General features: G+C 65.4%; 20 protein-coding genes. 1 reads left to right on the top strand and 19 read right to left on the bottom strand.

The annotated features are described in order from the left end of the window. Positions 1-74: 74 nt before the first annotated feature. The 17 genes from cls to tilS form a co-directional block, all read right to left on the bottom strand. Complete coding sequence (gene cls / locus AB4Y63_RS15765; RefSeq protein WP_441792007.1) at positions 75-1,529, bottom strand: cardiolipin synthase; 1,455 nt, start codon at positions 1,527-1,529, stop codon at positions 75-77. 27 nt (positions 1,530-1,556) lie between these two features. After that, positions 1,557-1,733 (bottom strand): hypothetical protein, encoded by a 177-nt coding sequence (locus tag AB4Y63_RS15760; RefSeq protein WP_441792006.1) that lies wholly within the window; start codon positions 1,731-1,733, stop codon positions 1,557-1,559. Between the two features lie 227 nt (positions 1,734-1,960). Next, entirely contained in the window at positions 1,961-2,842 is an 882-nt protein-coding gene (locus tag AB4Y63_RS15755) for an endonuclease domain-containing protein (RefSeq protein ID WP_441792005.1), read from the bottom strand. Between the two features lie 265 nt (positions 2,843-3,107). Continuing rightward, entirely contained in the window at positions 3,108-3,272 is a 165-nt protein-coding gene (locus tag AB4Y63_RS15750; protein ID WP_441792004.1) for a hypothetical protein, read from the bottom strand. Then, entirely contained in the window at positions 3,272-4,741 is a 1,470-nt protein-coding gene (gene lysS / locus AB4Y63_RS15745; RefSeq protein ID WP_441792050.1) for a lysine--tRNA ligase, read from the bottom strand. The genes AB4Y63_RS15750 and lysS overlap by 1 nt, the downstream gene beginning before the upstream one ends. Positions 4,742-4,973: 232 nt before the next feature. Continuing rightward, the gene (gene panC, locus AB4Y63_RS15740; RefSeq protein ID WP_441792003.1) at positions 4,974-5,912 is read right to left on the bottom strand and encodes a pantoate--beta-alanine ligase; all 939 of its coding nucleotides are present in this window, start codon (positions 5,910-5,912) and stop codon (positions 4,974-4,976) included. Next, a complete protein-coding gene (locus tag AB4Y63_RS15735; protein WP_441792002.1) occupies positions 5,912-6,688 on the bottom strand; it encodes a Rossmann-like and DUF2520 domain-containing protein in 777 nt (258 codons plus the stop codon). Before AB4Y63_RS15735 ends, panC begins: the two co-directional genes overlap by 1 nt. Beyond that, positions 6,685-8,487 (bottom strand): PH domain-containing protein, encoded by a 1,803-nt coding sequence (locus AB4Y63_RS15730; protein ID WP_441792001.1) that lies wholly within the window; start codon positions 8,485-8,487, stop codon positions 6,685-6,687. Before AB4Y63_RS15730 ends, AB4Y63_RS15735 begins: the two co-directional genes overlap by 4 nt. Continuing rightward, positions 8,484-9,065 (bottom strand): PH domain-containing protein, encoded by a 582-nt coding sequence (locus tag AB4Y63_RS15725; RefSeq protein ID WP_441792000.1) that lies wholly within the window; start codon positions 9,063-9,065, stop codon positions 8,484-8,486. The genes AB4Y63_RS15730 and AB4Y63_RS15725 overlap by 4 nt, the downstream gene beginning before the upstream one ends. After that, positions 9,058-9,543: a DUF3180 domain-containing protein gene (locus AB4Y63_RS15720; RefSeq protein WP_441791999.1), complete on the bottom strand. Its 486-nt coding sequence runs from the start codon at positions 9,541-9,543 to the stop codon at positions 9,058-9,060. The genes AB4Y63_RS15725 and AB4Y63_RS15720 overlap by 8 nt, the downstream gene beginning before the upstream one ends. Next, positions 9,540-10,115: a 2-amino-4-hydroxy-6-hydroxymethyldihydropteridine diphosphokinase gene (gene folK, locus AB4Y63_RS15715; protein ID WP_441791998.1), complete on the bottom strand. Its 576-nt coding sequence runs from the start codon at positions 10,113-10,115 to the stop codon at positions 9,540-9,542. Before folK ends, AB4Y63_RS15720 begins: the two co-directional genes overlap by 4 nt. After that, a complete protein-coding gene (gene folB / locus AB4Y63_RS15710) occupies positions 10,112-10,522 on the bottom strand; it encodes a dihydroneopterin aldolase (RefSeq protein WP_441791997.1) in 411 nt (136 codons plus the stop codon). Before folB ends, folK begins: the two co-directional genes overlap by 4 nt. Beyond that, positions 10,519-11,325 (bottom strand): dihydropteroate synthase, encoded by an 807-nt coding sequence (gene folP, locus AB4Y63_RS15705; RefSeq protein ID WP_441791996.1) that lies wholly within the window; start codon positions 11,323-11,325, stop codon positions 10,519-10,521. The genes folB and folP overlap by 4 nt, the downstream gene beginning before the upstream one ends. Next, complete coding sequence (gene folE, locus AB4Y63_RS15700) at positions 11,322-11,891, bottom strand: GTP cyclohydrolase I FolE (protein ID WP_441791995.1); 570 nt, start codon at positions 11,889-11,891, stop codon at positions 11,322-11,324. The genes folP and folE overlap by 4 nt, the downstream gene beginning before the upstream one ends. 6 nt (positions 11,892-11,897) lie before the next feature. Then, positions 11,898-13,910 carry an ATP-dependent zinc metalloprotease FtsH gene (ftsH, locus tag AB4Y63_RS15695; protein ID WP_441791994.1) on the bottom strand — a complete coding sequence of 671 codons (2,013 nt, stop codon included), beginning with the start codon at positions 13,908-13,910 and terminating at the stop codon, positions 11,898-11,900. 107 nt (positions 13,911-14,017) lie between these two features. Beyond that, entirely contained in the window at positions 14,018-14,569 is a 552-nt protein-coding gene (gene hpt, locus AB4Y63_RS15690; protein ID WP_441791993.1) for a hypoxanthine phosphoribosyltransferase, read from the bottom strand. Beyond that, the gene (tilS, locus tag AB4Y63_RS15685; RefSeq protein ID WP_441791992.1) at positions 14,550-15,617 is read right to left on the bottom strand and encodes a tRNA lysidine(34) synthetase TilS; all 1,068 of its coding nucleotides are present in this window, start codon (positions 15,615-15,617) and stop codon (positions 14,550-14,552) included. Before tilS ends, hpt begins: the two co-directional genes overlap by 20 nt. 181 nt (positions 15,618-15,798) lie before the next feature. On the opposite strand from tilS, the gene ppa reads away from it, so the two are divergent. Then, complete coding sequence (gene ppa / locus AB4Y63_RS15680) at positions 15,799-16,290, top strand: inorganic diphosphatase (RefSeq protein ID WP_441791991.1); 492 nt, start codon at positions 15,799-15,801, stop codon at positions 16,288-16,290. A gap of 77 nt (positions 16,291-16,367) precedes the next feature. Here ppa and AB4Y63_RS15675 read toward each other — a convergent pair whose 3' ends face one another. Together AB4Y63_RS15675 and AB4Y63_RS15670 are read right to left on the bottom strand one after the other, a co-directional pair. After that, positions 16,368-17,687: a C40 family peptidase gene (locus AB4Y63_RS15675; protein WP_441791990.1), complete on the bottom strand. Its 1,320-nt coding sequence runs from the start codon at positions 17,685-17,687 to the stop codon at positions 16,368-16,370. Positions 17,688-17,712: 25 nt separating this feature from the next. Further along, positions 17,713-19,035 carry a peptidoglycan DD-metalloendopeptidase family protein gene (locus AB4Y63_RS15670; protein ID WP_441791989.1) on the bottom strand — a complete coding sequence of 441 codons (1,323 nt, stop codon included), beginning with the start codon at positions 19,033-19,035 and terminating at the stop codon, positions 17,713-17,715. Positions 19,036-19,049: the final 14 nt, after the last annotated feature.

Genomic DNA, 19,049 nt, shown 5'->3' with positions numbered 1-19,049 from the left:
CGCGCGGCGCATCCGTTTTCGCGCTAGATCCGCGCTAGATCCGCGCAGATCCGCCTAGATCCGCCCAGATCCGCCTACTGAACCGCCGAGGTCAGGCGGGCCAGGTTGTCGAGAATTGTCGAACGCAGCGGCTGCTTCATCCATTCGTCGAGGGTGAGTTCGCGGCTGTCCTTGCGATAAGAGTCTTCGACGGCGCGCAGCTGCTGGACAAACGTCTTGCCGCGCACCATCATCGATACCTCCATGTTGAGGCTGAACGAGCGCATGTCCATGTTGCTCGAGCCGATCACGGCCACGTCGTCGTCGATGGTGAAGTGCTTGGCGTGCAGAATGTACGGTGCCTTGTACATGTAGATGATGACCCCGGCGCGGAGCAGTTCCTCGTAATACGAGCGTTGTGCGTGGTAGACCAACGCCTGGTCACCGATCTCCGAGACGAAAAGTTCCACGTGGATGCCGCGCTGGGTCGCCGTGGTGATCGCGTAGAGAATCGACTCGTCGGGCACGAAGTACGGGCTCGTAATGATGATGCGCTCCTGCGCGTAGTAGAGCAGCGCCAAGAAGAGTCGGAGGTTGTTCTCCCCTTTGAACCCGGGGCCGCTCGGAACAACCTGGCAGTCAAGCGGGTCCGAAACGATTGCTGGATGCACCGGGTCGAGATCTCGGGAGAGCAGCTCCTGCGTCTCGCTGTACCAGTCAGTCAAGAAGATCGCGTTCAGTTCGCCGACGATGGGGCCCTCGACCCGCGTCATCAGGTCTTTCCATTTCAGCCCGCGACGGATGTTGCTGCGCTCGTTGTACGTGCGATCAATCACGTTCTGCGAGCCCATGTATCCGACGGCTCCGTCGACGATGAGCAGCTTGCGGTGGTTGCGCAGGTCGGGCCGCTGCCATTTGCCCTTGAACGGCTGCAACGGCAGCATCAGCTCCCAGCGCACACCCGCCGTGGTCAGCCGCCGCTTGGTCTTCCGGTAGCCGGGCTTGCGCATCGACTGGATGTGATCCATCAGCACACGCACCGACACTCCTCGCGCCACGGCACGCTCGAGAGCGTCGAAAAAGGGTGCAGTCGTGGTGTCGAAAGAGAGGATGTAGAACTCGACGTGCACATACCGCTCGGCCCTGTCGATGTCGGCGATCATCGACGCGAACGTGCCGTTGTAATCGCCGAGCAAGGTGGCGCTGTTGTCGCCGACGAGCGGAAGTGCTCCCAAGGTGCGGTTGAGTTCGACGACGGAGGCGAGCCACGGTGGCCACTGTTCACCACGCGGTGGCCGTTCCATTCCCTCGGTGTTGTCGAGGATGAACTGGTTGATCTCGGCCTGCATGGCCAAGCGCTTCTTGGGCAGCGTGCGATAGCCGATCAGCAGAAAGAGCAGCACCCCGAGGTAGGGGATGAAGAAAATGGCGAGCAACCAGGCCATTCCCGAGGTCGGCCGGCGGTTACGCGGCACCACAATTACCGCGACGACACGGATGACGAAGTCGATGACCAAGGCGACCAGAACAGAAATGGTCGCGATATCCATGCCCCCCATGGTCGCTGAGCCTGCGGCCTAGCTCGTGGGCTTATCGAGCCCGAGTCGCGCGCGCTCTTCGGCTTCAATCTCCGAGTAGACGCGGCGCTCCGTGCGGTCAGCATGAATGATCGAGCGCATGACCAGCCAGAAGATCAGACCGACGAGAACAGTCGGCGCGAGCGACCAAGCGGCGTTTGCCCAAAAATTATCCATAGCCCTCTCAGGATACGCGAAAATGTTCCGCCGCGGCTGGGAGCGGCGGCGCGCCCGCAGGTGCGGTGATGGGCGACGGATGTGGAGCCGCGGCCACACGGCATCCGTCACGGGAGGCGTCGGCGCCAGTCGACCGCAGAAGACGCAACCGGCACCGAATGACGCACAATCTGTGCGCCATCTCGTGACAGCGGTGCAATTCTTGCGTCGTTTGCTTCCGCCCGCGGTCACTGGCCCGCCGCGGCGGCGCTACGAGAGCTTGCGCGCGGCCGACCGCCAGCCAGGATCGTGCGCACGACTTCCAGGCATAGTGACATCTGTGTGAGAACCTGGCCGTGGCGAAAACGGTGGTAGCGGTAGCCGAGAAGGATCAGTTCCGCGTCCCGTCGGGCATCTTCGTCCCGCGCAGAGTCTTCGTCGTGCCATTCGGCGCCGTCGAGTTCGATGACGAGCCAGCCGTCGATGAGAATATCGACGTGCCCCACGCGAGAAATCTTGACCTGGATGTCTACTCGCCAACCGGCATCCTCTGCAGCGATTCGAAAAATGGACTCGAGCCCCGACTGCGACTTCGCGTTGGCCCTCTGACGGAGGCGCTGTAGCCGACGAGGCAGCCGGGCAAAAACCTCGTCAAGCTGCTGGTGCGTGAGCAGATGCTGATTGAGGGCACTGTCGATCGACGCAATGGCGTTGCCTGCCGATTCACGGCTGATGACTTGTATGAGGGCATCACCCACCGACATCCGCCACCGGCGGTCGTCTTCGCTTGGAAAATGCTCGCGCACCCAGAGCCGATGTTCGCCGTATCGGGTTGGTGGCATTGCAGTGGCTCCCTGCCGAGTTCCGATCCACAATCCGGTGACGTCCGTTGCCCAGACCCCATGGCTGGCCAGCGCCGACGACGCTGCCAATCGTCCCTTGAGCGCAACGGCGCGCACCGCCTTCGCGTCTGCACCGCGATGCACGATCCAGCTCTGTCGAACGGGCCAGAGCAGCCGCTCGGCGATGGCACCACGGATGTCACGGTCTGAGTAGCCGAGCTCACGCACCTGTGAGCGCGTGGCCAGGTTGCCGAACCGAGCCATGTCGGCGCTGAGCGAACGATTCATCCTCCGACACTGCCGCGGGATCGGCGGGTGCGAAAGGAAGTTCCGAAATCTGTATACGCAGGCGCTCCGGCTCTACTGTGGAGGGATGCCGGGCCCCGCGCGAAACGTGCGTACTGCGCGCAACCCGCGCGACGCCCCATCCGCCGCAGAAAACGCAACCGTCACCGGATGACGCACAATCTGTGCGACATCCGGTGGCACTCGTGCAATCCTTGCGTCATTTGCTACTGCTTGCCGCAGGTCGCCCCGGGCGAGCGGCGCGGCGCTACTTCGTCAGCACCCCGATGAGGCCCGAGGCGACCATGTAGACACCGACGCCGCCCACGACGACCCAGAGAATGATCCGGTTCATCGACGGGCGGGGGCGCTTGCCCTTGTCATCGGCGCCGTCGCGCTTGGGCTCGAGCTCGTCTTTCGGCAGGAAGCTCATTACTTCACCAACGGGAAGAGGATGGTCTCGCGGATGCCGAGGCCCGACAGCGCCATCAGCAGGCGGTCGATGCCCATGCCCATACCGCCCGACGGCGGCATGCCGTACTCGAGCGCACGAAGGAACTCCTCATCGAGGCGCATCGCCTCAGGGTCTCCGCCGGCGGCCAGGCTGGCCTGTTCGATGAAGCGATCCCGCTGGATGACGGGGTCGACGAGCTCGGAGTAGCCGGTGGCCAGTTCGAAGCCGCGAATGTAGAGGTCCCACTTTTCGACAACGCCGTCGATCGAACGGTGGCCGCGCACGAGCGGGCTGGTGTCGACCGGGAAGTCCATCACGAAGGTGGGGCGAACCAGGTCGCCCTTCACGAAGTGCTCCCAGAGCTCTTCGATGTACTTGCCGTGAATCGGGTGATCGATTTCGATGCCCTCGCGGTCAGCGAGCGCCTTGAGCTCGGCCAGCGGAGTCTGCGGAGTGAACGCAGTGTCGGCGGCAGCGTTCAGGCTGTCGTACATGCTGATCCGATCCCATTCACCGCCCAGGTCGTACTCGGTGCCGTCGGCCCAGGTGACGACATGGCCGCCCGAGATGGCTTCGGCCGCGTTCTGGATGAGCAGCTGGGTGAGATTGGCGATCGAGTTGTAGTCGCCGTAGGCCTGGTAGGCCTCGAGCATCGCGAACTCGGGCGAGTGCGTGGAGTCGGCGCCTTCGTTACGGAAGTTGCGGTTAATCTCGTAGACCCGGTCGATGCCGCCGACGACGGCGCGCTTCAAGAAGAGTTCCGGCGCGATGCGCAGGAACAGTTCGGTGTCGAACGCGTTGCTGTGTGTCACGAACGGGCGAGCGGATGCGCCGCCGTGCATGGTCTGCAGCATCGGCGTCTCGATCTCAAGAAAGTCGAGGTCGGTGAAGGTCTTGCGCAGGCTGGCGACGGTCTTCGAGCGGTTGACCACGTTGCGGCGGGCCTGCTCGCGGGCGATCAGGTCGAGGTAGCGGCTGCGCACGCGGGTCTCTTCGCTGAGCTCGGTGTGCAGGTTCGGCAACGGCAGCAGTGCCTTGGTGGCGATCTGCCATTCGGCGACCATGATCGACAGCTCGCCGCTGCGAGAAGAAATGACCTCACCCGAAACGAAGAGGTGGTCGCCGAGGTCGACGAGTTCCTTCCAGTTCGCGAGCGACTCTTCGCCGACGACGGCGAGCGAGACCATGGCCTGGATGCGACTGCCGTCTCCGGCCTGCAAGCTCGCGAAGCAGAGCTTGCCGGTGTTGCGCTGGTGCACCACACGGCCGGCGAGCCCGACGGTGACGCCGGTGGTGGCATCCGCTTCGAGGTTGCCGAAGCGCGCGCGCACGGCGGGGATCGTGTCGGTGATCGGCACGGAGACCGGGTACGCGCCGCCGCCGGGGGTTGTCGACAGGGCGTTCAGGCGTTCCCGCTTGCCGAGGCGCACGGCCTTCTGCTCGTTCATCTCGGCGGCGGTGAACCCACCGTCGACGAGTTCGGCTTCAGCAATAGCGTCGGCCTCGGGAGCTGCCGCGGCAGCCGCCTTGGCCTTGGCAGCGGCCTTCACCGCAGCTTTCGCTTCCGCTTTTGCTGCGCGCTTTGCGGCCAGCTCCAACTGAGCGGGGGTGGCGTCTGCTGCGATGTTCTCGGTCATGCGGTTCTCCGTCGGATGGCTGTCTGAAGCCGGCTAGGCCGGCTTACGAAACCCGTGCTGGTGGTGAGTTGAGGTCAAGTGGGACGTTGTCGATGAGTCTGGTCGTTCCGACATACGCGGCGACGAGCATCCTGGCCGCGCCGCGATAGCCGTCGTCGACCGGTAGAAAACTCTGCGGATGCACGACAACGAGGTACTCCAGTTTAACCAGTGGCTGGGTGTCGATGATTCCGTGCGCCGCCGCGACCGCCGCGCGTGCGTTCGGCGCGGCAGCTTCCGCCGCGCGCAGCCCCGCCGAAATCGCCCCGGCGCCCAGCTTTTCGGCCTCGGTGAGGTACTGGTTGCGGCTCGAGAGTGCGAGTCCGGTGCTCTCCCGCACCGTCGGGGCCACCTCAATCTCGACCGGAAGGTTGAGATCGGCGACCATGCGCCGAACCAAGAACACCTGTTGTGCGTCCTTCTGGCCGAACACCGCGGCATCGCAGCCGACGATGTTGAACAGTTTCGCGACGACGGTGAGCATCCCGTCGAAATGTCCGGGGCGGGCGGCACCCTCATAGAGCGTCCCGGCGTCCCCCGCCGTGACGCGGGTCGCGGTCGGACCGTTGGGGTACATCTCGAGCGCCGTCGGAGCGAACACGAACGGAACGCCGAGCGGAGCCAGTGCGGCGACATCCGCCTGCAACGTGCGCGGGTAGCTGTCGAGGTCTTCACCGGCACCGAACTGCAGCGGGTTCACGAAGATCGACACGACAACGATGTCGCCGAGTTCCTGTGCCCGGGCGACCAACGAGAGGTGCCCGGCGTGCAGGGCGCCCATGGTCGGCACGAGTACGACGCGCGGGGATCGCCGCGTGTCGCCGGCGCGGCGTGACGTGGCGGCGGATGCCTGCAGCCTCGCCTCGGTCAGACGCTGACGCAGTTCGCTGATCGACCCGATCACCTGCGGCGCGGTCGGCTCGACCTGACTCTCTGCGCTCATCAGTCCTCCTGGTCGAATTGGTTGAACTGGTCGAACGGAAACGGACCGTCGCCGAGTTCGTCACGGCCCCGCATCCGCAAGGTGCGCCGATCCGGCCCGGTGCTCGCCAGGGCGTTCTCCATGGCCGAGCGCACCAGGGGCGCGATCACTGCGCCCGGATGCTCGATCCCGATGCCCGCCAGCAGGCTGGTGGCCTGCTCGATAATGGAGCTCGAAAAGGCAGTGGCCGTCTCGATCGCTTCCGCGTAGCCGGGCCGGTCGGCCTCGGCGACGATCACCGGTTCCCCACCCATTTCAACGACGAGTGCCTGCCCGATCGGCAGAACCGGGCTCGAGGCGGTCACCGCGAAATAGCTGTCCGCGAGCCGGGCCAGGTCGATGCTCGTGCCGGTGAAGGTGAGCGCCGGGTGAATCGCGAGTGGGATCGCTCCGGCCGCCTGGGCGGGAGCGAGAATCGCGGTGCCGAACTGCGCCGAGGTGTGCAGCACGAGCTGGCCGGGCCGCCAGGTCTGGGTTGCCGCAAGTCCCGCGACCAGACCGGCCAGCTCGGAATCGGGCACGGCGATGATGACGAGTTCGCTGCGCTCGACGATCTCGGGCACGGTCAGAATCGGCACGTTGGGAAGGATGGCGTCGGCCCGGTCGCGGCTCGCCTGGGAGATGGCGGTAATACCGATGACCGCGTGGCCGGCGCCGGCGAGGGCGGCACCGAGAATGGGACCGACACGGCCGGCGCCGATGATTCCGATGCCGAGGCGTCCGGGACGGGGTGTCATGCGTTCATTCCGCTCTGTTCGTTCCATCGATGACTGGTATCGGAGGTGGCCGACTCAATGGCGCCCCGGGCGACGTGCTCGAACAACCGCGACGCCTCGTCGACATCGACAACGCTCAGAGTGCCGAAGACCGGGCCGGTGACGGTGTGCAGGCGGGCCGAGGCGAGGCGCAGCATCCGTCGCACCGGTCCTTGCTCGATGGCGACGCTCTGCAGGCGGGCGAGCGGAATCAGCACGAGTTGGCGCGAGAGTTGACCACTCCGAATCAACACGACATCCTCGGCCACCGAATAGCCGGTGCGGCGCCAGGAGAAGGGCCGGAGCCACGCGGCCCGGCGGGGCGCGTTCCTGTAACCGTCATCGCCGGCGGACCCGGCGGAGCCGGTCCGATCGGCACGACCGGTCCCGAGCAGGCCCGCGGTCACGAGCGAATGCTGCTCCTCGGCCGTGAAACTCGGCAGGATGAGTTCGAGCACGCGGGCAGCATCGGCCAAGCTACCGACCGGGAGGATCGTGGTATTGGCCTGGCCGGCGGCCCCCGAGTTCGAAGAATGACTGGCCTTGTTGACGCGGATCTCCCACCATCCGAACAGGCGCCACAGCAGTGGCTGACTCACGCTGATCGCGTGGATGCGCCCGGGCGGCAGCGTCTCGTTGCTGGTGGTGAAGAGGCCGAATCCCACACGTACCCCGTCGGGTGTTCCGGCAATGCTGTAGCGCAGCGACTTCGTGAACCGCGAGAAGTAGTAAGTGGCGCTACCGATCAGGCCGGGCAGAATCGCGAACAGAATCCAGTTCGAGGCTCCGGTGTTCACGATCACGATGAGCGCCACGATCCCGGCAAGCAGAAAGAGTGTGAAGCCACTGAAAATAATCGAGCCGATCAGTCGCCCAACCGGGATCGACACGACGGATGCGGGCGGTGCGGCATCGGGGTCGAGCTCGGGGGCCAGAAACTCGGCGACGCGGTCTGAGGCGAAGCTGCCGATCGTGGCACCAACCCCCGTCGCAGCCGGACCAGTCACCCCAGGACTGGTCTGTGCGACGCCCGCGTCTGCACCGGGACCGAATTCAGGAACGGAGGTGTGTTGTGAACTCCCAGCATCGGTTTCGGGGGCGACACGCCACTCCGTTCCTGAATTCGGTCCCGCGGCGAGGAGGGGCGCGGCCGGCAGCGCAGTTGCAGTGGCCGCACCTGCGTCGGTCACACCTGCACCCGCCGAGGTCCCGGCACCAGCACGCGCCTCGCCCTGCCGCACCCCGGAGGCGAGCCGCAGGATGTCCCGCCGCAGCCCGTCGGCCAGCGCCGAGCCGAGGTAGGCCAGTTGCACATTCGCATCCTGGCCGGCGACACTGATCTCGAGTTTTGCCGCTCCGAACAAGCGTGGGATCAGCGGGCGCACAATGTTCACGCCCTGGATGCGGTCGAGCCTCGCCTTGCGGTGGCTGCGAAAGAGAATGCCGCTGCGCACTTCGACCGACTCGTCGCTGACCCGAAAGGTGTGCATCCGCCAGGAGAGATAGAACCCGATCAGGATGACGATGAGGACAACGGCGACGCCGCCGAGCGCCCAACCGACCGCCCCGCGGCGCACGATCTCGTCGATCGGATCACCGCTGTAGCTCGGCACCCCGAAAAACAGGTCGATGAGTCGCTCGCGGAGGTTCGCGATGATGAACCCGAGAACCGCGAAGACGAAAATTCCTCCACGCAGCAACGGGCTGGCCGGGTAGAGACGGTGCCACTCTCCGTCGGCCAGCGAGGCCGGAGCCGAATCGGTACGAGCCGGCGAACTCACAGCCCGGCCCGGCGGCTTTCCGCCAGCTCGACCAGCCGGTCGCGGAGGGCCTCGGCGTCGGCCTCAGCCAGCCCCGGGATTGCGACCCCGCTGGATGCCGCGGCCGTCACGAACTTGAGGTCGGCCAGGCCGAGCCACCGAGCGACGGGGCCACGGGTGATGTCGACCAACTGCATCCGGCCGTAGGGAACCGACACGAAACGCTGGAACATGATGCCGCGACGAAAGAGCAGGTCATCCTGGCGCAACTGATAGCCGATTGAGCGCACTCGCCGCGGCAGAACGATCAACGAGACGAGGGTGATCAACGCCACCGCAGCGCCCACGTAGACCGCCCACTGCAGGTCCATGGCGAGCCATACGAATGCGGCAATGGCGCAAACGATGACGCCGAACAGCAGTGTGCTGACGATTTCGACGACGACGTATCGCGGTGCGACACGCTTCCATGCGTCATCGGCACCGATCCTCACGTTTCGGTCGGTCCCGGCGGCGCGCGCAGCGGCGACCTGGTCGGATTCGACCTGCGTTTCAACCTGGTCCGATTCGACCTGCTTCGATTCGACCTGCTCAGACATGTGTCGCTCCATGCTCGTTCTGGTCATCATCCGACGGCGGCAGTGTGCAGAAATGTTCGGCGATGAGTCCGCCGGCGAGCAGAAGTGCCGCTCCGACCGCCGCAGCAATTGCCAGCCATAACGATGTTACCGCCGGCACCACCGAGCGGGTCAGGATGTAGAGCACGATCCCGCTGGAGCCGCCGAGCAGCAGCGCTCCGCTCAAACTTGATGCCTTCGCCAGCACGGCCACCCGCATCGCGACGAAGGGGTTAACCGGCTTGACGGCCTTTCCTGTGCCGTTCGCGCGCGTGGCCTGGCGAATCGGCCAGGCGAGCGCCACGACGATGCTTCCGACGGCAACCAGGGTGATCGGCAATGAGATCGGCGGAACAATGTGCGGAAAACCGGATGCCGCAGCGGCGATCTCAAGGAGAAAACCGAGCACGAGTCCGACCAGGGCGAGCGCGATCAGTGGTGTCGCATGAGTGCGCTTCATCGGGCGGCCTCCCCGGTGCGTGCCGAAGCGGAAGCGGAATCATCCGTACCAGAAGCGGCCTGACGCCGCACAGTGTTCGGCATGGCTGCCAGCAGGTCGGCAACCCGGCCCACCCCGGGAATCTCAGCCTCAGCATCGATGTCGAGCCACGGAGCGAGAACGAAATCACGCTCGGCCGCACGTGGGTGCGGCAGTGTCAAGCGCGGGTCGTCTTGCTGCACTGTGCCGAACGTGATCAGGTCGATGTCAAGGGTGCGGTCTCCCCACCGCTCAGCGCGCACCCGTCCGTGCTCGGCTTCGATGCGGTTGACCGCACCGAGCAGATCGTCGGCCGTGCCGCGGTAACGGATGCGGATCATCGCGTTCAAATATTCGGGGGCATCGGCGTCGACGCCGTGGAGTTTGACCGCTGCCGATTCATAGATCGGCGAGGCGGCCACGAGCTCAGCACCGTCGAGCGCAGCGATCTCCCGCACAGCCGCCGCCAGGGTCGCCGCTCGGTCGCCAAATCGACCTTCGTTGGGCTCGGGAAGGTCGATCTGCGACCCCTCACGGCCCAGGGACGGCGTCATTCGGACGCCTCGGCACCCGAGGACGCGTCAGCGTGCGGATAGTCGGCGCGCGTGCGCTCGATCTGCACCGCGACATCCTCGAAGAACACCGGGATCGGCGCCTGCGGCTTGTGCAGCGTCACGCGCGCACGTTCGACAGCTGCAAAGCCGAGGGCCACCCCGGCCACGCGTTCGGCAACGGTTTCAATGAGATCGACCGGATTCTCGGCGACGGCATCGGTCACGGCAACGGCCAGTTCGCCGTAGTGCACGGTCTGGGCCAAGTCGTCTCCCGACGCCGCCTTGCGCAGGTCGAGCCAGACGGTGACGTCGATGATGAAATCTTGCCCGTTCTCCCGCTCGAAGTCGAAGACGCCGTGGTGTGCGTTCACGCGCAGTCCGGTGAGGGTGATCGAGTCGGTGCTCATGGGTCCATTCTGGCCGACGTGAGGTGATCAAGCACGTTCAGCGCCGTTCGCGTCGCCCGCACGTCATGCACCCGCACCGCCCAGGCTCCGGCCTGCGCAGCATGCACACTGAGCACCGCGGTCGGCAGGTCTCGATCGGCGAACGACGCGTCGGCCGGCAGAACCTCTGCCAGAAAGCGTTTGCGCGAGACACCGACCAAGACCGGCAACCCCAGTTCATCGAGTGCCGACAGGTGGGCGAGCAGTCGCCAATTGTGCTCCGCGCGTTTGGCAAAGCCGAACCCGGGGTCGAGCACGATCTTGTCTCTGGCCACGCCGGCCGCGGTGAGTGCATCGACGCGTGCCGCCAACTCACCGGTGACCTCGGCGACCACGTCGCCGTACTCTGCGAGCGAATCCATTTCATCGGCGTGGCCGCGCCAGTGCATCGCCACGTAGGTCAGGCCGGTCTCGGCCGCGATGGATGCCATCAGCGGGTCGGCTAAACCACCGGAGACGTCGTTGATGATGCTGGCACCGGCGGCGGCGGCAGCACGGGCGGTCGACGAGTTGAGGGTGTCGACGCTCACGACGACACCCTGCCGCGCGAGCTCGGTGATCACCGGCAGCACGCGACGCTGCTCGTCGGCGGGCGAAACGCGGCCGGCGCCCGGCCGGGTCGACTCACCGCCGACGTCGATCAGGTCAGCGCCCTCGGCGAGGAGTGTGTGAGCGTGCCGGAGTGCGGCATCCGTGTGTGAAAAAAGGCCGCCGTCACTGAACGAGTCGGGAGTGACGTTGAGCACTCCCATGATCAGTGTCACGCCCCGGCCCCGATCAGGGCCATGATCTCGGCGCGGGCAACCGGGTCGGTCAGTGCGCCCCGCGAGGCCAGCGTGACGGTGGAGCTGCCGGTCTGGCGCGGGCCACGAGCTGAAACACATCCGTGCACGGCATCCAGCACGACGAGCACCCCCTGAGGGTCCAACCCCGTCTGCAGGGCGTCGGCGATCTCCTCGGTCAGACGCTCCTGCATCTGCGGCCGAGCCGCCAGAGTTTCAAGCACGGCGGGAAGGCGTCCGAGGCCGACGACGCGGTCACCGGGCAGATAGGCCAGGTGGGCGACGCCGTGGAACGGAAGCAGGTGGTGCTCGCAAATCGACCGGAAAACCAGGTTGCGCAACAGCACCAGCTCGCCGGTGTGCTCGCCGACCGCCACCGTGTCGGTCAGATGATCGAGCGGATTCTGCCCGATTCCGGCAAAGAACTCGCGGTACGCCTCGGCCACGCGCCGCGGCGTCGATTCCAGGCCGGCGCGACCCGGGTCTTCCCCGATCGCGGCCAGAATCTCTGCGACGGCGGCCTCAACGCGTGCCTTGTCGACTGCCACGGCGGCCTAGGCGGTAGCGGGACGCGGTGCCCGGTTGGGCTCGCGCTTGGGCTTGGCGTCTGCCGCCGCGCCGCTGGAAACTCCCCCGTCGACTGCTCCCGCATCGATGGGCGCCTTCGGCTCCGGCATGGCGATGGGCGGAACGTCGGAGACGGGACGCTTGTCGCTTGAGAGCCACTGCGGGCGCGGAGGAAGCTTGACGACGCCTTCGAAGATCGGGGCGAGTGCGACCTGGTCGAGCGTTTCGTGCTCGAGCAGTGCCTGCGCCAGCCGGTCGAGGATCTCCCGGTTCTGGTTCAGCACCAGGTAGGCCTCGTCGTGGGCGTTTTCGAGCAGCTCGCGTACCTCGGTGTCCACGCGCTCGGCGAGGCGCTCCGAATAGTCGCGCTGGTGACCCATGTCTCGGCCGAGGAACATTTCGCCGGATGCCTGACCCAACTTGAGCGGGCCGACGGCCGCGCTCATGCCGAACTCGGTGACCATCTTGCGGGCCGTGGAGGTGGCCTTTTCGATGTCGTTCGAGGCACCGGTGGTCGGGTCGTGGAAGATGATTTCTTCGGCGACACGGCCGCCCATTGAGTAGGCGAGCTGGTCGAGAAGCTCGTTGCGCGAAACCGAGTAGCGGTCTTCGAGAGGCATCACCATCGTGTAGCCGAGGGCCCGTCCACGCGGGAGGATCGTGATCTTGGTCACCGGGTCGGTGTTGTTCATCGCCGTTGCCACCAGGGCGTGACCGCCCTCGTGATAGGCGGTGATCAGCTTCTCTTTGTCGCGCATGATGCGGGTGCGACGCTGCGGGCCGGCCATCACGCGGTCGACGGCCTCGTCGAGGGCCCGGTTGTCGATGAGCTGCGCGTTGGAGCGCGCGGTGAGCAGGGCAGCCTCGTTGAGCACGTTGGCGAGGTCGGCGCCGGTGAAGCCCGGCGTCTTGCGGGCGAGCACCTCGAGGTCGACGCCCTGAGCCATCGGCTTGCCCTTGGCGTGCACCTCAAGAATGTGCTTGCGGCCGAGCATGTCGGGGGCGTCGACGCCGATCTGGCGGTCGAAGCGTCCGGGGCGAAGAAGCGCGGGGTCGAGGATGTCGGGACGGTTCGTCGCGGCGATCAGGATGACGTTCGCCTTGACGTCGAAGCCGTCCATCTCAACGAGCAGCTGGTTCAGGGTCTGCTCACGCTCATCGTGACCGCCGCCCATTCCGGCCCCACGGTGGCGGCCGACGGCGTCGATCTCGTCGATGAAGATGATTGCCGGAGCGTTTTCTTTCGCCTGCTGGAACAGGTCACGCACACGACTGGCACCGACACCGACGAACATCTCGACGAAGTCAGAACCGGAGATCGAGTAGAACGGCACGCCGGCCTCGCCGGCCACAGCGCGGGCGAGAAGCGTCTTGCCGGTTCCGGGAGGGCCGTACAGCAGCACTCCCTTCGGGATGCGGGCACCGACCGCCTGGAAACGGGCGGGGTCCTTCAAGAAGTCTTTGATCTCATGAAGTTCTTCGATGGCCTCATCGGCACCGGCGACATCCGCGAAGGTGACCTGCGGTGTCTCCTTGGTGACAAGTTTCGCCTTCGACTTGCCGAACTGCATGACCTTGTTTCCGCCGCCCTGCATGCCAGAGAGCATCAGCCAGAAGAACACGCCGATGAGCAGAACGGGAAGCAGGATGCCGAGCAGCGACAGGAACCAGTTGGCCTGCGGCACCTCGTCGGTGAAGCCGTCCTTCGGGTTCGCGCTGGTGACAGCCTCGACGACCTCCGTGCCTCGCGGCGCGACGTAGTAGAACTGCACCTGCTTGCCGAGGTCACCGTCGGCCTCAGCCAGGGTGAGGTCGACGCGCTGATCACCGTCGATGATCGTCGCCTCGCTCACCTTGCCGTCTTTCAGAAGCTCAAGACCCTGCTGGGTCGTGACTTCCTTGAATCCCGACATGGTGAGCAGGCTCGAGCCCACCCACACAGCGATGACTGCAAGCACGATGTAGAGGAGCGGGCCGCGAAGAAGCTTCTTGACGTTCATGGTGCTCACAGGCTACCGCCCCAGCACTGAACGAATGCCGCATGTTCGCCGTGAGGGGAACAGTTTCTAGAAAGTATGGTGCGTTGCGGCTAGGTTGCGGCTAAACGTTAGGAATAGACGTGAGGAGCAAGGATCCCCACCGAACGCAGGTTACGGTACTTCTCCGCGTAGTCGAGGCCGTAGCCGACGACGAACTTGTTGGGGATGTCGAAGCCGATGTACTTGACGTCGATCTCCACGGTTGCCGCCTCGGGCTTGCGAAGCAGCGCGCAGACCTCGACGGATGCGGGGCCACGCGACTTGAGGTTGGCCAGCAGCCAGGACAGGGTGAGTCCTGAGTCGATGATGTCCTCGACGATCAGAACATGGCGCCCCATGAGGTCGGTGTCGAGGTCCTTCAGGATGCGCACGACTCCGCTGGACGAGGTGCCGGAGCCGTAGGAGCTGACGGCCATCCAGTCCATGGTGATCGGCAGCGTGAGTTCGCGGGCCAGGTCGGCCATGACCATGACCGCGCCCTTCAGCACACCGACGAGCAGCACGTCTTTGCCGGCGTAGTCGGTTTCGATGCTGCGACACATCTCGGCCAGGCGAGCGCGAATCTGCTCCTGGTCGATCAGGATTTCAGTGAGGTCGCCATCAATGTCGCGAGGTTCCATGGGAACGAAAGAGTCCTTTGCTCGGTGGGGTGCCCGGTGCTGAAAAGACCAGCATTCCGTCCTGACGATTAACTCTAACGCCTGGCAGGTCGAGCGGTTTCTGCCCGTGCCAATCGGTCACGAGACTGAGTACGGCGAGCGTGTGCACTCGTTCGAGCGACACGCCGAACTCACTTTCGACCATGTACCTGACAATGCGTTGGCGCAAGGCCGGCGGATTCGCCGCCAGCACCCCGACCGACACGGCAATGCCGGCTTCGGCTGGTTCGCAGATCTCCTCGATGATCTCGACCACCATCGCGTCGAGCGCGGCGGAGTCCTCCCGCAACTGATCGGCGGTGCGCGCGAGTGCCTCCGCGATCCCGGGGCCGAGCTCAGCCTCCAAGGTCGGCAGTACCACGTTCCGCACCCGCACCCGGGCATAGCGGGGGTCGAGATTGTGCGGGTCGTCCCACGGCTCGATTCCCGCGTCGATGCAGAATTGTCGAGTCATCGCACGACGGATGCCGAGCATCGGTCGAAGATACGGCCCGGCGATCGCGGCCATCCCCTGCAAACTGCCCGCGCCGGAGCCGCGCGCCAAGCCGAGCAGCACCGTTTCGGCCTGGTCGTCGAGGGTGTGGCCGAGCACGACGTGACTGGCGCCGGTCTCGGTGCGCGCCGCATCGAGCGCCGCATACCGGGCGGCACGGGCCGAAGCTTCTGGCCCGTCTCCCCCTCCGCCGTCAATGTGCACCCGGCGCACCAGAACTGGGTCGAGTCCGAGTGCTTGCGCCTGCTGGGCAGCCGTGGCGGCGACCTCGGCCGATCCGGACTGCAGACCGTGGTCGACGATCACCGCGCCCGCGCGAAGACCGGCGCGGGGCGCTTCGAATGCCGTCGCTGCGGCCAGCGCGAGCGAATCCGCTCCACCCGACAGCGCAACGAGCACCACCCGTGAATCACCGGAATCCGGCAAACCCGCCACAGCCGCGGCGAGCGATTCACGCACGGCTCGGCGTACGTCGGCGATGGCGGGGGTCAATCGCGGGCGGCGTTCAGAGTCCATCCAGTAACGTTATCCCCAGACTTCGACGGCCATTGCGGCATCCGGATGCATTCACTCGCGCGAGGCAGCCGGCCGTCGATCACGCAGATGTCCAATCGATGTGCTCATTCAGGCGCGTTGAACCATCAACGTAGAACCACGAAACGTTGATCCGAAACCTTGAATCAGAGGAGAACCGGCCATGGCCGAATACACCGCAGTCATTGAGATCCCCCGCGGAAGCCGCAACAAGTACGAGGTCGACCACGAGACCGGTCGCGTCTACCTCGACCGCGTGCTCTACACGGCATTCGTCTACCCGACCGACTACGGCTACTTCGAGAACACGCTCGGCCTCGACGGCGACCCCGTCGACGTGCTCGTGCTGCTCGACTACCCGCTGTTCCCGGGCGTGGGCGTCAAGGCTCGCCCGGTCGGCGTCTTCAACATGACCGACGATGGCGGCTCAGACGCCAAGGTCATCGCAGTTCCGGCCGGCGACCCGCGCTGGGACCACATCCAGGACGTCAACGACATCCCCGAGTTCACCCGCAAGGAAATCGAGCACTTCTTCGAGCACTACAAGGACCTCGAGCCCGGCAAGTGGGTCAAGACCGAGGGTTGGGGCGACGCCGCTGAGGCCGACCAGATCATCCGCGACGGCATCGAGAAGCTGGCTACCGAAGGCCACTAGCCTCCTGCACACGTGAAGAAGGCCCCCTGGATCGAGATCCAGGGGGCCTTCTTCAATTCAATGGATGTCGCGATCGGCTAGCCGGTCGGACGACCGACGTACGCCGCGACGTCGTTCCAGCTCCAGATCGAGTGGATGCGCACTGGCTTGCCGACATCGGGGGCCTCAAGAATCTGACCGCCGCCCATGTAAATCGCGACGTGATAGAAGTCGCCGGGGCGACCTTCCCAGAAGACCAGGTCGCCAACTTGAGCCTGCGAGAACGGAACCAGGCGGTTCCGATTCATCATCGTGTAGTACTGATTCGTCGCCGAGTGACTCCCGATGGAGACACCGGCGGCACCGTAGGCCTTCATCGTCAGCCCGGAGCAGTCCCATTCATCCGGGCCCGCACCGCCGAGCTGGTACCGCTTGCCGAGCTGGTTGCGGGCGAAGGCGATCGCCGTCTCCACCGCGCTCGCGTTCGGGGGTGCGACAACCGGCGGACTCACCGGCGGAGTCACGGGCGGAGTCACGGGCGGAGTCACGGGCGGGTTCGGGTTCACCGGCGGCGTGACCGGCGGGTTCACGGGCGGGTTGGGATTCGTCGGCGGGTTCGGGTTCGTGGGCGGTGGCCCCGGCTTGTTCTTTTCGGCTTCGGCCAGAGCATCGGCGGCCTTCTTGGCATCGAGCCCCGCACGGTACTCGCGCTCGGCCGATGCCGTCGTGTCGTTCAACAGCGCGAGCTGCTCGAACAACTCGTTCGACTTCTTCTGCTCGGTTTCGTAGGCGGCGTTAGAGGCTTGCGAGGCTGCATTGGCCGTTTCGAACGTCGACTTGGATTCGCCGACGAGCCGGGTGCGCTCCGCGGTGGCCGCAGTCGCCTGTTCACCGAGCGACGTCGCCTCGTTCTTGTCCTGCATCGCCGTGCGGTAGATGGTCGCTGACTGCTCGCTGAGTTTGCTGGCGGTGCCGAGCTGCTGCAGCAGATCGTCGGCGGAGCTGCCGTTGAGAAACAACTTGACCGAGAGATCCTGCGCACCGGACTTCGCCAGGTGCGCGGCAATCAACCCGGCGCGCATCCGTGAGGTTTCCGCAGCGGCCTGCGCATCCTTTGCCTGTGTTTTCAGCGTCGCCTCACGCAGCGTCGCGGCGTCGAGCTTGTCCTGGGTCACTCGATAGGCCTCTGCGGCGATCAGCGACGTCTTGGTGGCAGCTTCAGCGGATGCCCGCAGCCCGTCGAGCAGTCCGGAGATCGCGTCGATCTGTGCGCGCTTCGCGGCCTCGTTCTGCTTGGCCTTCGCGACCTCATCCCAGCTCGGGTATCCCGGGTCGGCGATCGCCGCCGGGGCAGAGATGCCGACGGTTGCCGTGACGGCGCCCACGGCGACTGCCGCGAAGAGTGTGGCCGGTTTCACACGCGACAGAGGTCGAGTCTTGTTACTAGCCAAGGGGTGCTCCCATCGATGCCATGAACGGTTGGGCATCGACACGTTGCCCGTTGATTCGTACTTCGAAGTGCAGGTGGCAGCCGTCGGAGGCACCGGTCGTGCCGGAACTCGCAATGTTCTGCCCCACGTCGACTCGCTGTCCCTTACTGACAAAAAGTCCTCCGTCCCGAATGTGCGCGTATCCGGTTGACACTCCACCCCCGTGGTCGATCTGGATGTAGTTTCCGTATGTCCCATTGCGGCCCGAGTATGTCACCTCGCCGCCGTTCGCGGCATAGATCGGTGAGTAGCAGCCGGTTCCGATGTCGGTGCCTGAATGATAAGGGTTGCTGCAACTGCCCCCACCGCAAATGATTGGTCGCTGACCGAAGACGTCAGTGATGCGCCCGCTGGCCGGAACAGCCCACCCCTGTGAACTGATGTAACCCCCGCCAAGGCCCGGCCCGGCGCTGCCGCTCCCGCCACCACCGCCTCCGGCACCTCCTGCAGCCGCGGCCGCAGCGGCGGCCGCCTCCGCGGCGAGCCGGGCACGTTCCGCAACACCAGCCTCATACGCATTGGCTGTTGTCGCCTGTGCATCCTGCATGAACTTGAGCTGTTGGTCTAGTTCGATGCTCTTCGCTTCTGACTCGGCAAGTGCGACCCCTGCCGCATCCGACGCGGCCTGCGCTGCGTCCATGGCCGTTTCTGCAGCGACCCGCAGTTTTTCCCGCTCGGCGCGAGCGACAGTTGCTTGGTCACCCAGCGACCGGGCAATATTTGTGGCGCTCTGGGCCTGTTCATACACCTCGGAGCTGCGCTGCACGAGTTTGCTCATGCTGCCCAGCTTCGACAAAAGCTCAGTGGCCCCTTCACCGGCGCCAGTTCCGTCGAGAAGCAGATTGACGCTGAGGTCGGTGCCTCCGCTGCGATAGAGCTGGGCGGCCAGTTGACCGGCTTGGCGCGTCGCGGTGTCGGCGGTGGTCTTGCTTGAGTCGGCTTGTTCCTGCAGATCTGTGGCCCGGCGCGCCGCCGCATCGAATTTGTCTTGGGCCGTTTGGAATTCGATACTGCGAGCGAGCGCCTCGGCTTCGGTCCGTGCCTTCTCCGCTTGCAGCCCAACGAGCAGCGCCTTGATCGACTCAACTTGCGCGGCGGCGGCGGCGGTATTCGACTTCGCGGCCTGGAGGTCCTGCCAGCTGGGGTAGGCGGCGGCCTGAGCGCTGACCGACGGCGCAATCAAACTGAATGCGAGAACAAGCGATGTCGCCAGCCCGACCACCGACAGGATGCGTGCGCGTTTTTCTCGCATCTTCGTGCTCAGTGCGGTCGGCATCCGGTACATAACTC

The sequence above is a fragment of the Leifsonia sp. YAF41 genome (genome assembly GCF_052113185.1).
Taxonomy (GTDB): Bacteria; Actinomycetota; Actinomycetes; order Actinomycetales; family Microbacteriaceae; genus Cryobacterium.
This window is presented reverse-complemented; position numbering and strand designations above follow the sequence as displayed.

What these genes read in the sequence shown, in the direction of transcription:
- hpt (WP_441791993.1), bottom strand. Translation starts at nt 14,569, where the DNA reads ATGGAACCTCGCGACATTGATGGCGACCTCACTGAAATCCTGATCGAC.
- cls (WP_441792007.1), bottom strand. Translation starts at nt 1,529, where the DNA reads ATGGATATCGCGACCATTTCTGTTCTGGTCGCCTTGGTCATCGACTTC.
- ftsH (WP_441791994.1), bottom strand. Translation starts at nt 13,910, where the DNA reads ATGAACGTCAAGAAGCTTCTTCGCGGCCCGCTCCTCTACATCGTGCTT.
- AB4Y63_RS15670 (WP_441791989.1), bottom strand. Translation starts at nt 19,035, where the DNA reads ATGCCGACCGCACTGAGCACGAAGATGCGAGAAAAACGCGCACGCATC.
- AB4Y63_RS15720 (WP_441791999.1), bottom strand. Translation starts at nt 9,543, where the DNA reads ATGAAGCGCACTCATGCGACACCACTGATCGCGCTCGCCCTGGTCGGA.
- tilS (WP_441791992.1), bottom strand. Translation starts at nt 15,617, where the DNA reads ATGGACTCTGAACGCCGCCCGCGATTGACCCCCGCCATCGCCGACGTA.
- AB4Y63_RS15760 (WP_441792006.1), bottom strand. Translation starts at nt 1,733, where the DNA reads ATGGATAATTTTTGGGCAAACGCCGCTTGGTCGCTCGCGCCGACTGTT.
- folB (WP_441791997.1), bottom strand. Translation starts at nt 10,522, where the DNA reads ATGAGCACCGACTCGATCACCCTCACCGGACTGCGCGTGAACGCACAC.
- ppa (WP_441791991.1), top strand. Translation starts at nt 15,799, where the DNA reads ATGGCCGAATACACCGCAGTCATTGAGATCCCCCGCGGAAGCCGCAAC.
- AB4Y63_RS15755 (WP_441792005.1), bottom strand. Translation starts at nt 2,842, where the DNA reads ATGAATCGTTCGCTCAGCGCCGACATGGCTCGGTTCGGCAACCTGGCC.
- folK (WP_441791998.1), bottom strand. Translation starts at nt 10,115, where the DNA reads ATGACGCCGTCCCTGGGCCGTGAGGGGTCGCAGATCGACCTTCCCGAG.
- lysS (WP_441792050.1), bottom strand. Translation starts at nt 4,741, where the DNA reads ATGAACGAGCAGAAGGCCGTGCGCCTCGGCAAGCGGGAACGCCTGAAC.
- AB4Y63_RS15735 (WP_441792002.1), bottom strand. Translation starts at nt 6,688, where the DNA reads ATGACACCCCGTCCCGGACGCCTCGGCATCGGAATCATCGGCGCCGGC.
- AB4Y63_RS15725 (WP_441792000.1), bottom strand. Translation starts at nt 9,065, where the DNA reads ATGTCTGAGCAGGTCGAATCGAAGCAGGTCGAATCGGACCAGGTTGAA.
- panC (WP_441792003.1), bottom strand. Translation starts at nt 5,912, where the DNA reads ATGAGCGCAGAGAGTCAGGTCGAGCCGACCGCGCCGCAGGTGATCGGG.
- AB4Y63_RS15750 (WP_441792004.1), bottom strand. Translation starts at nt 3,272, where the DNA reads ATGAGCTTCCTGCCGAAAGACGAGCTCGAGCCCAAGCGCGACGGCGCC.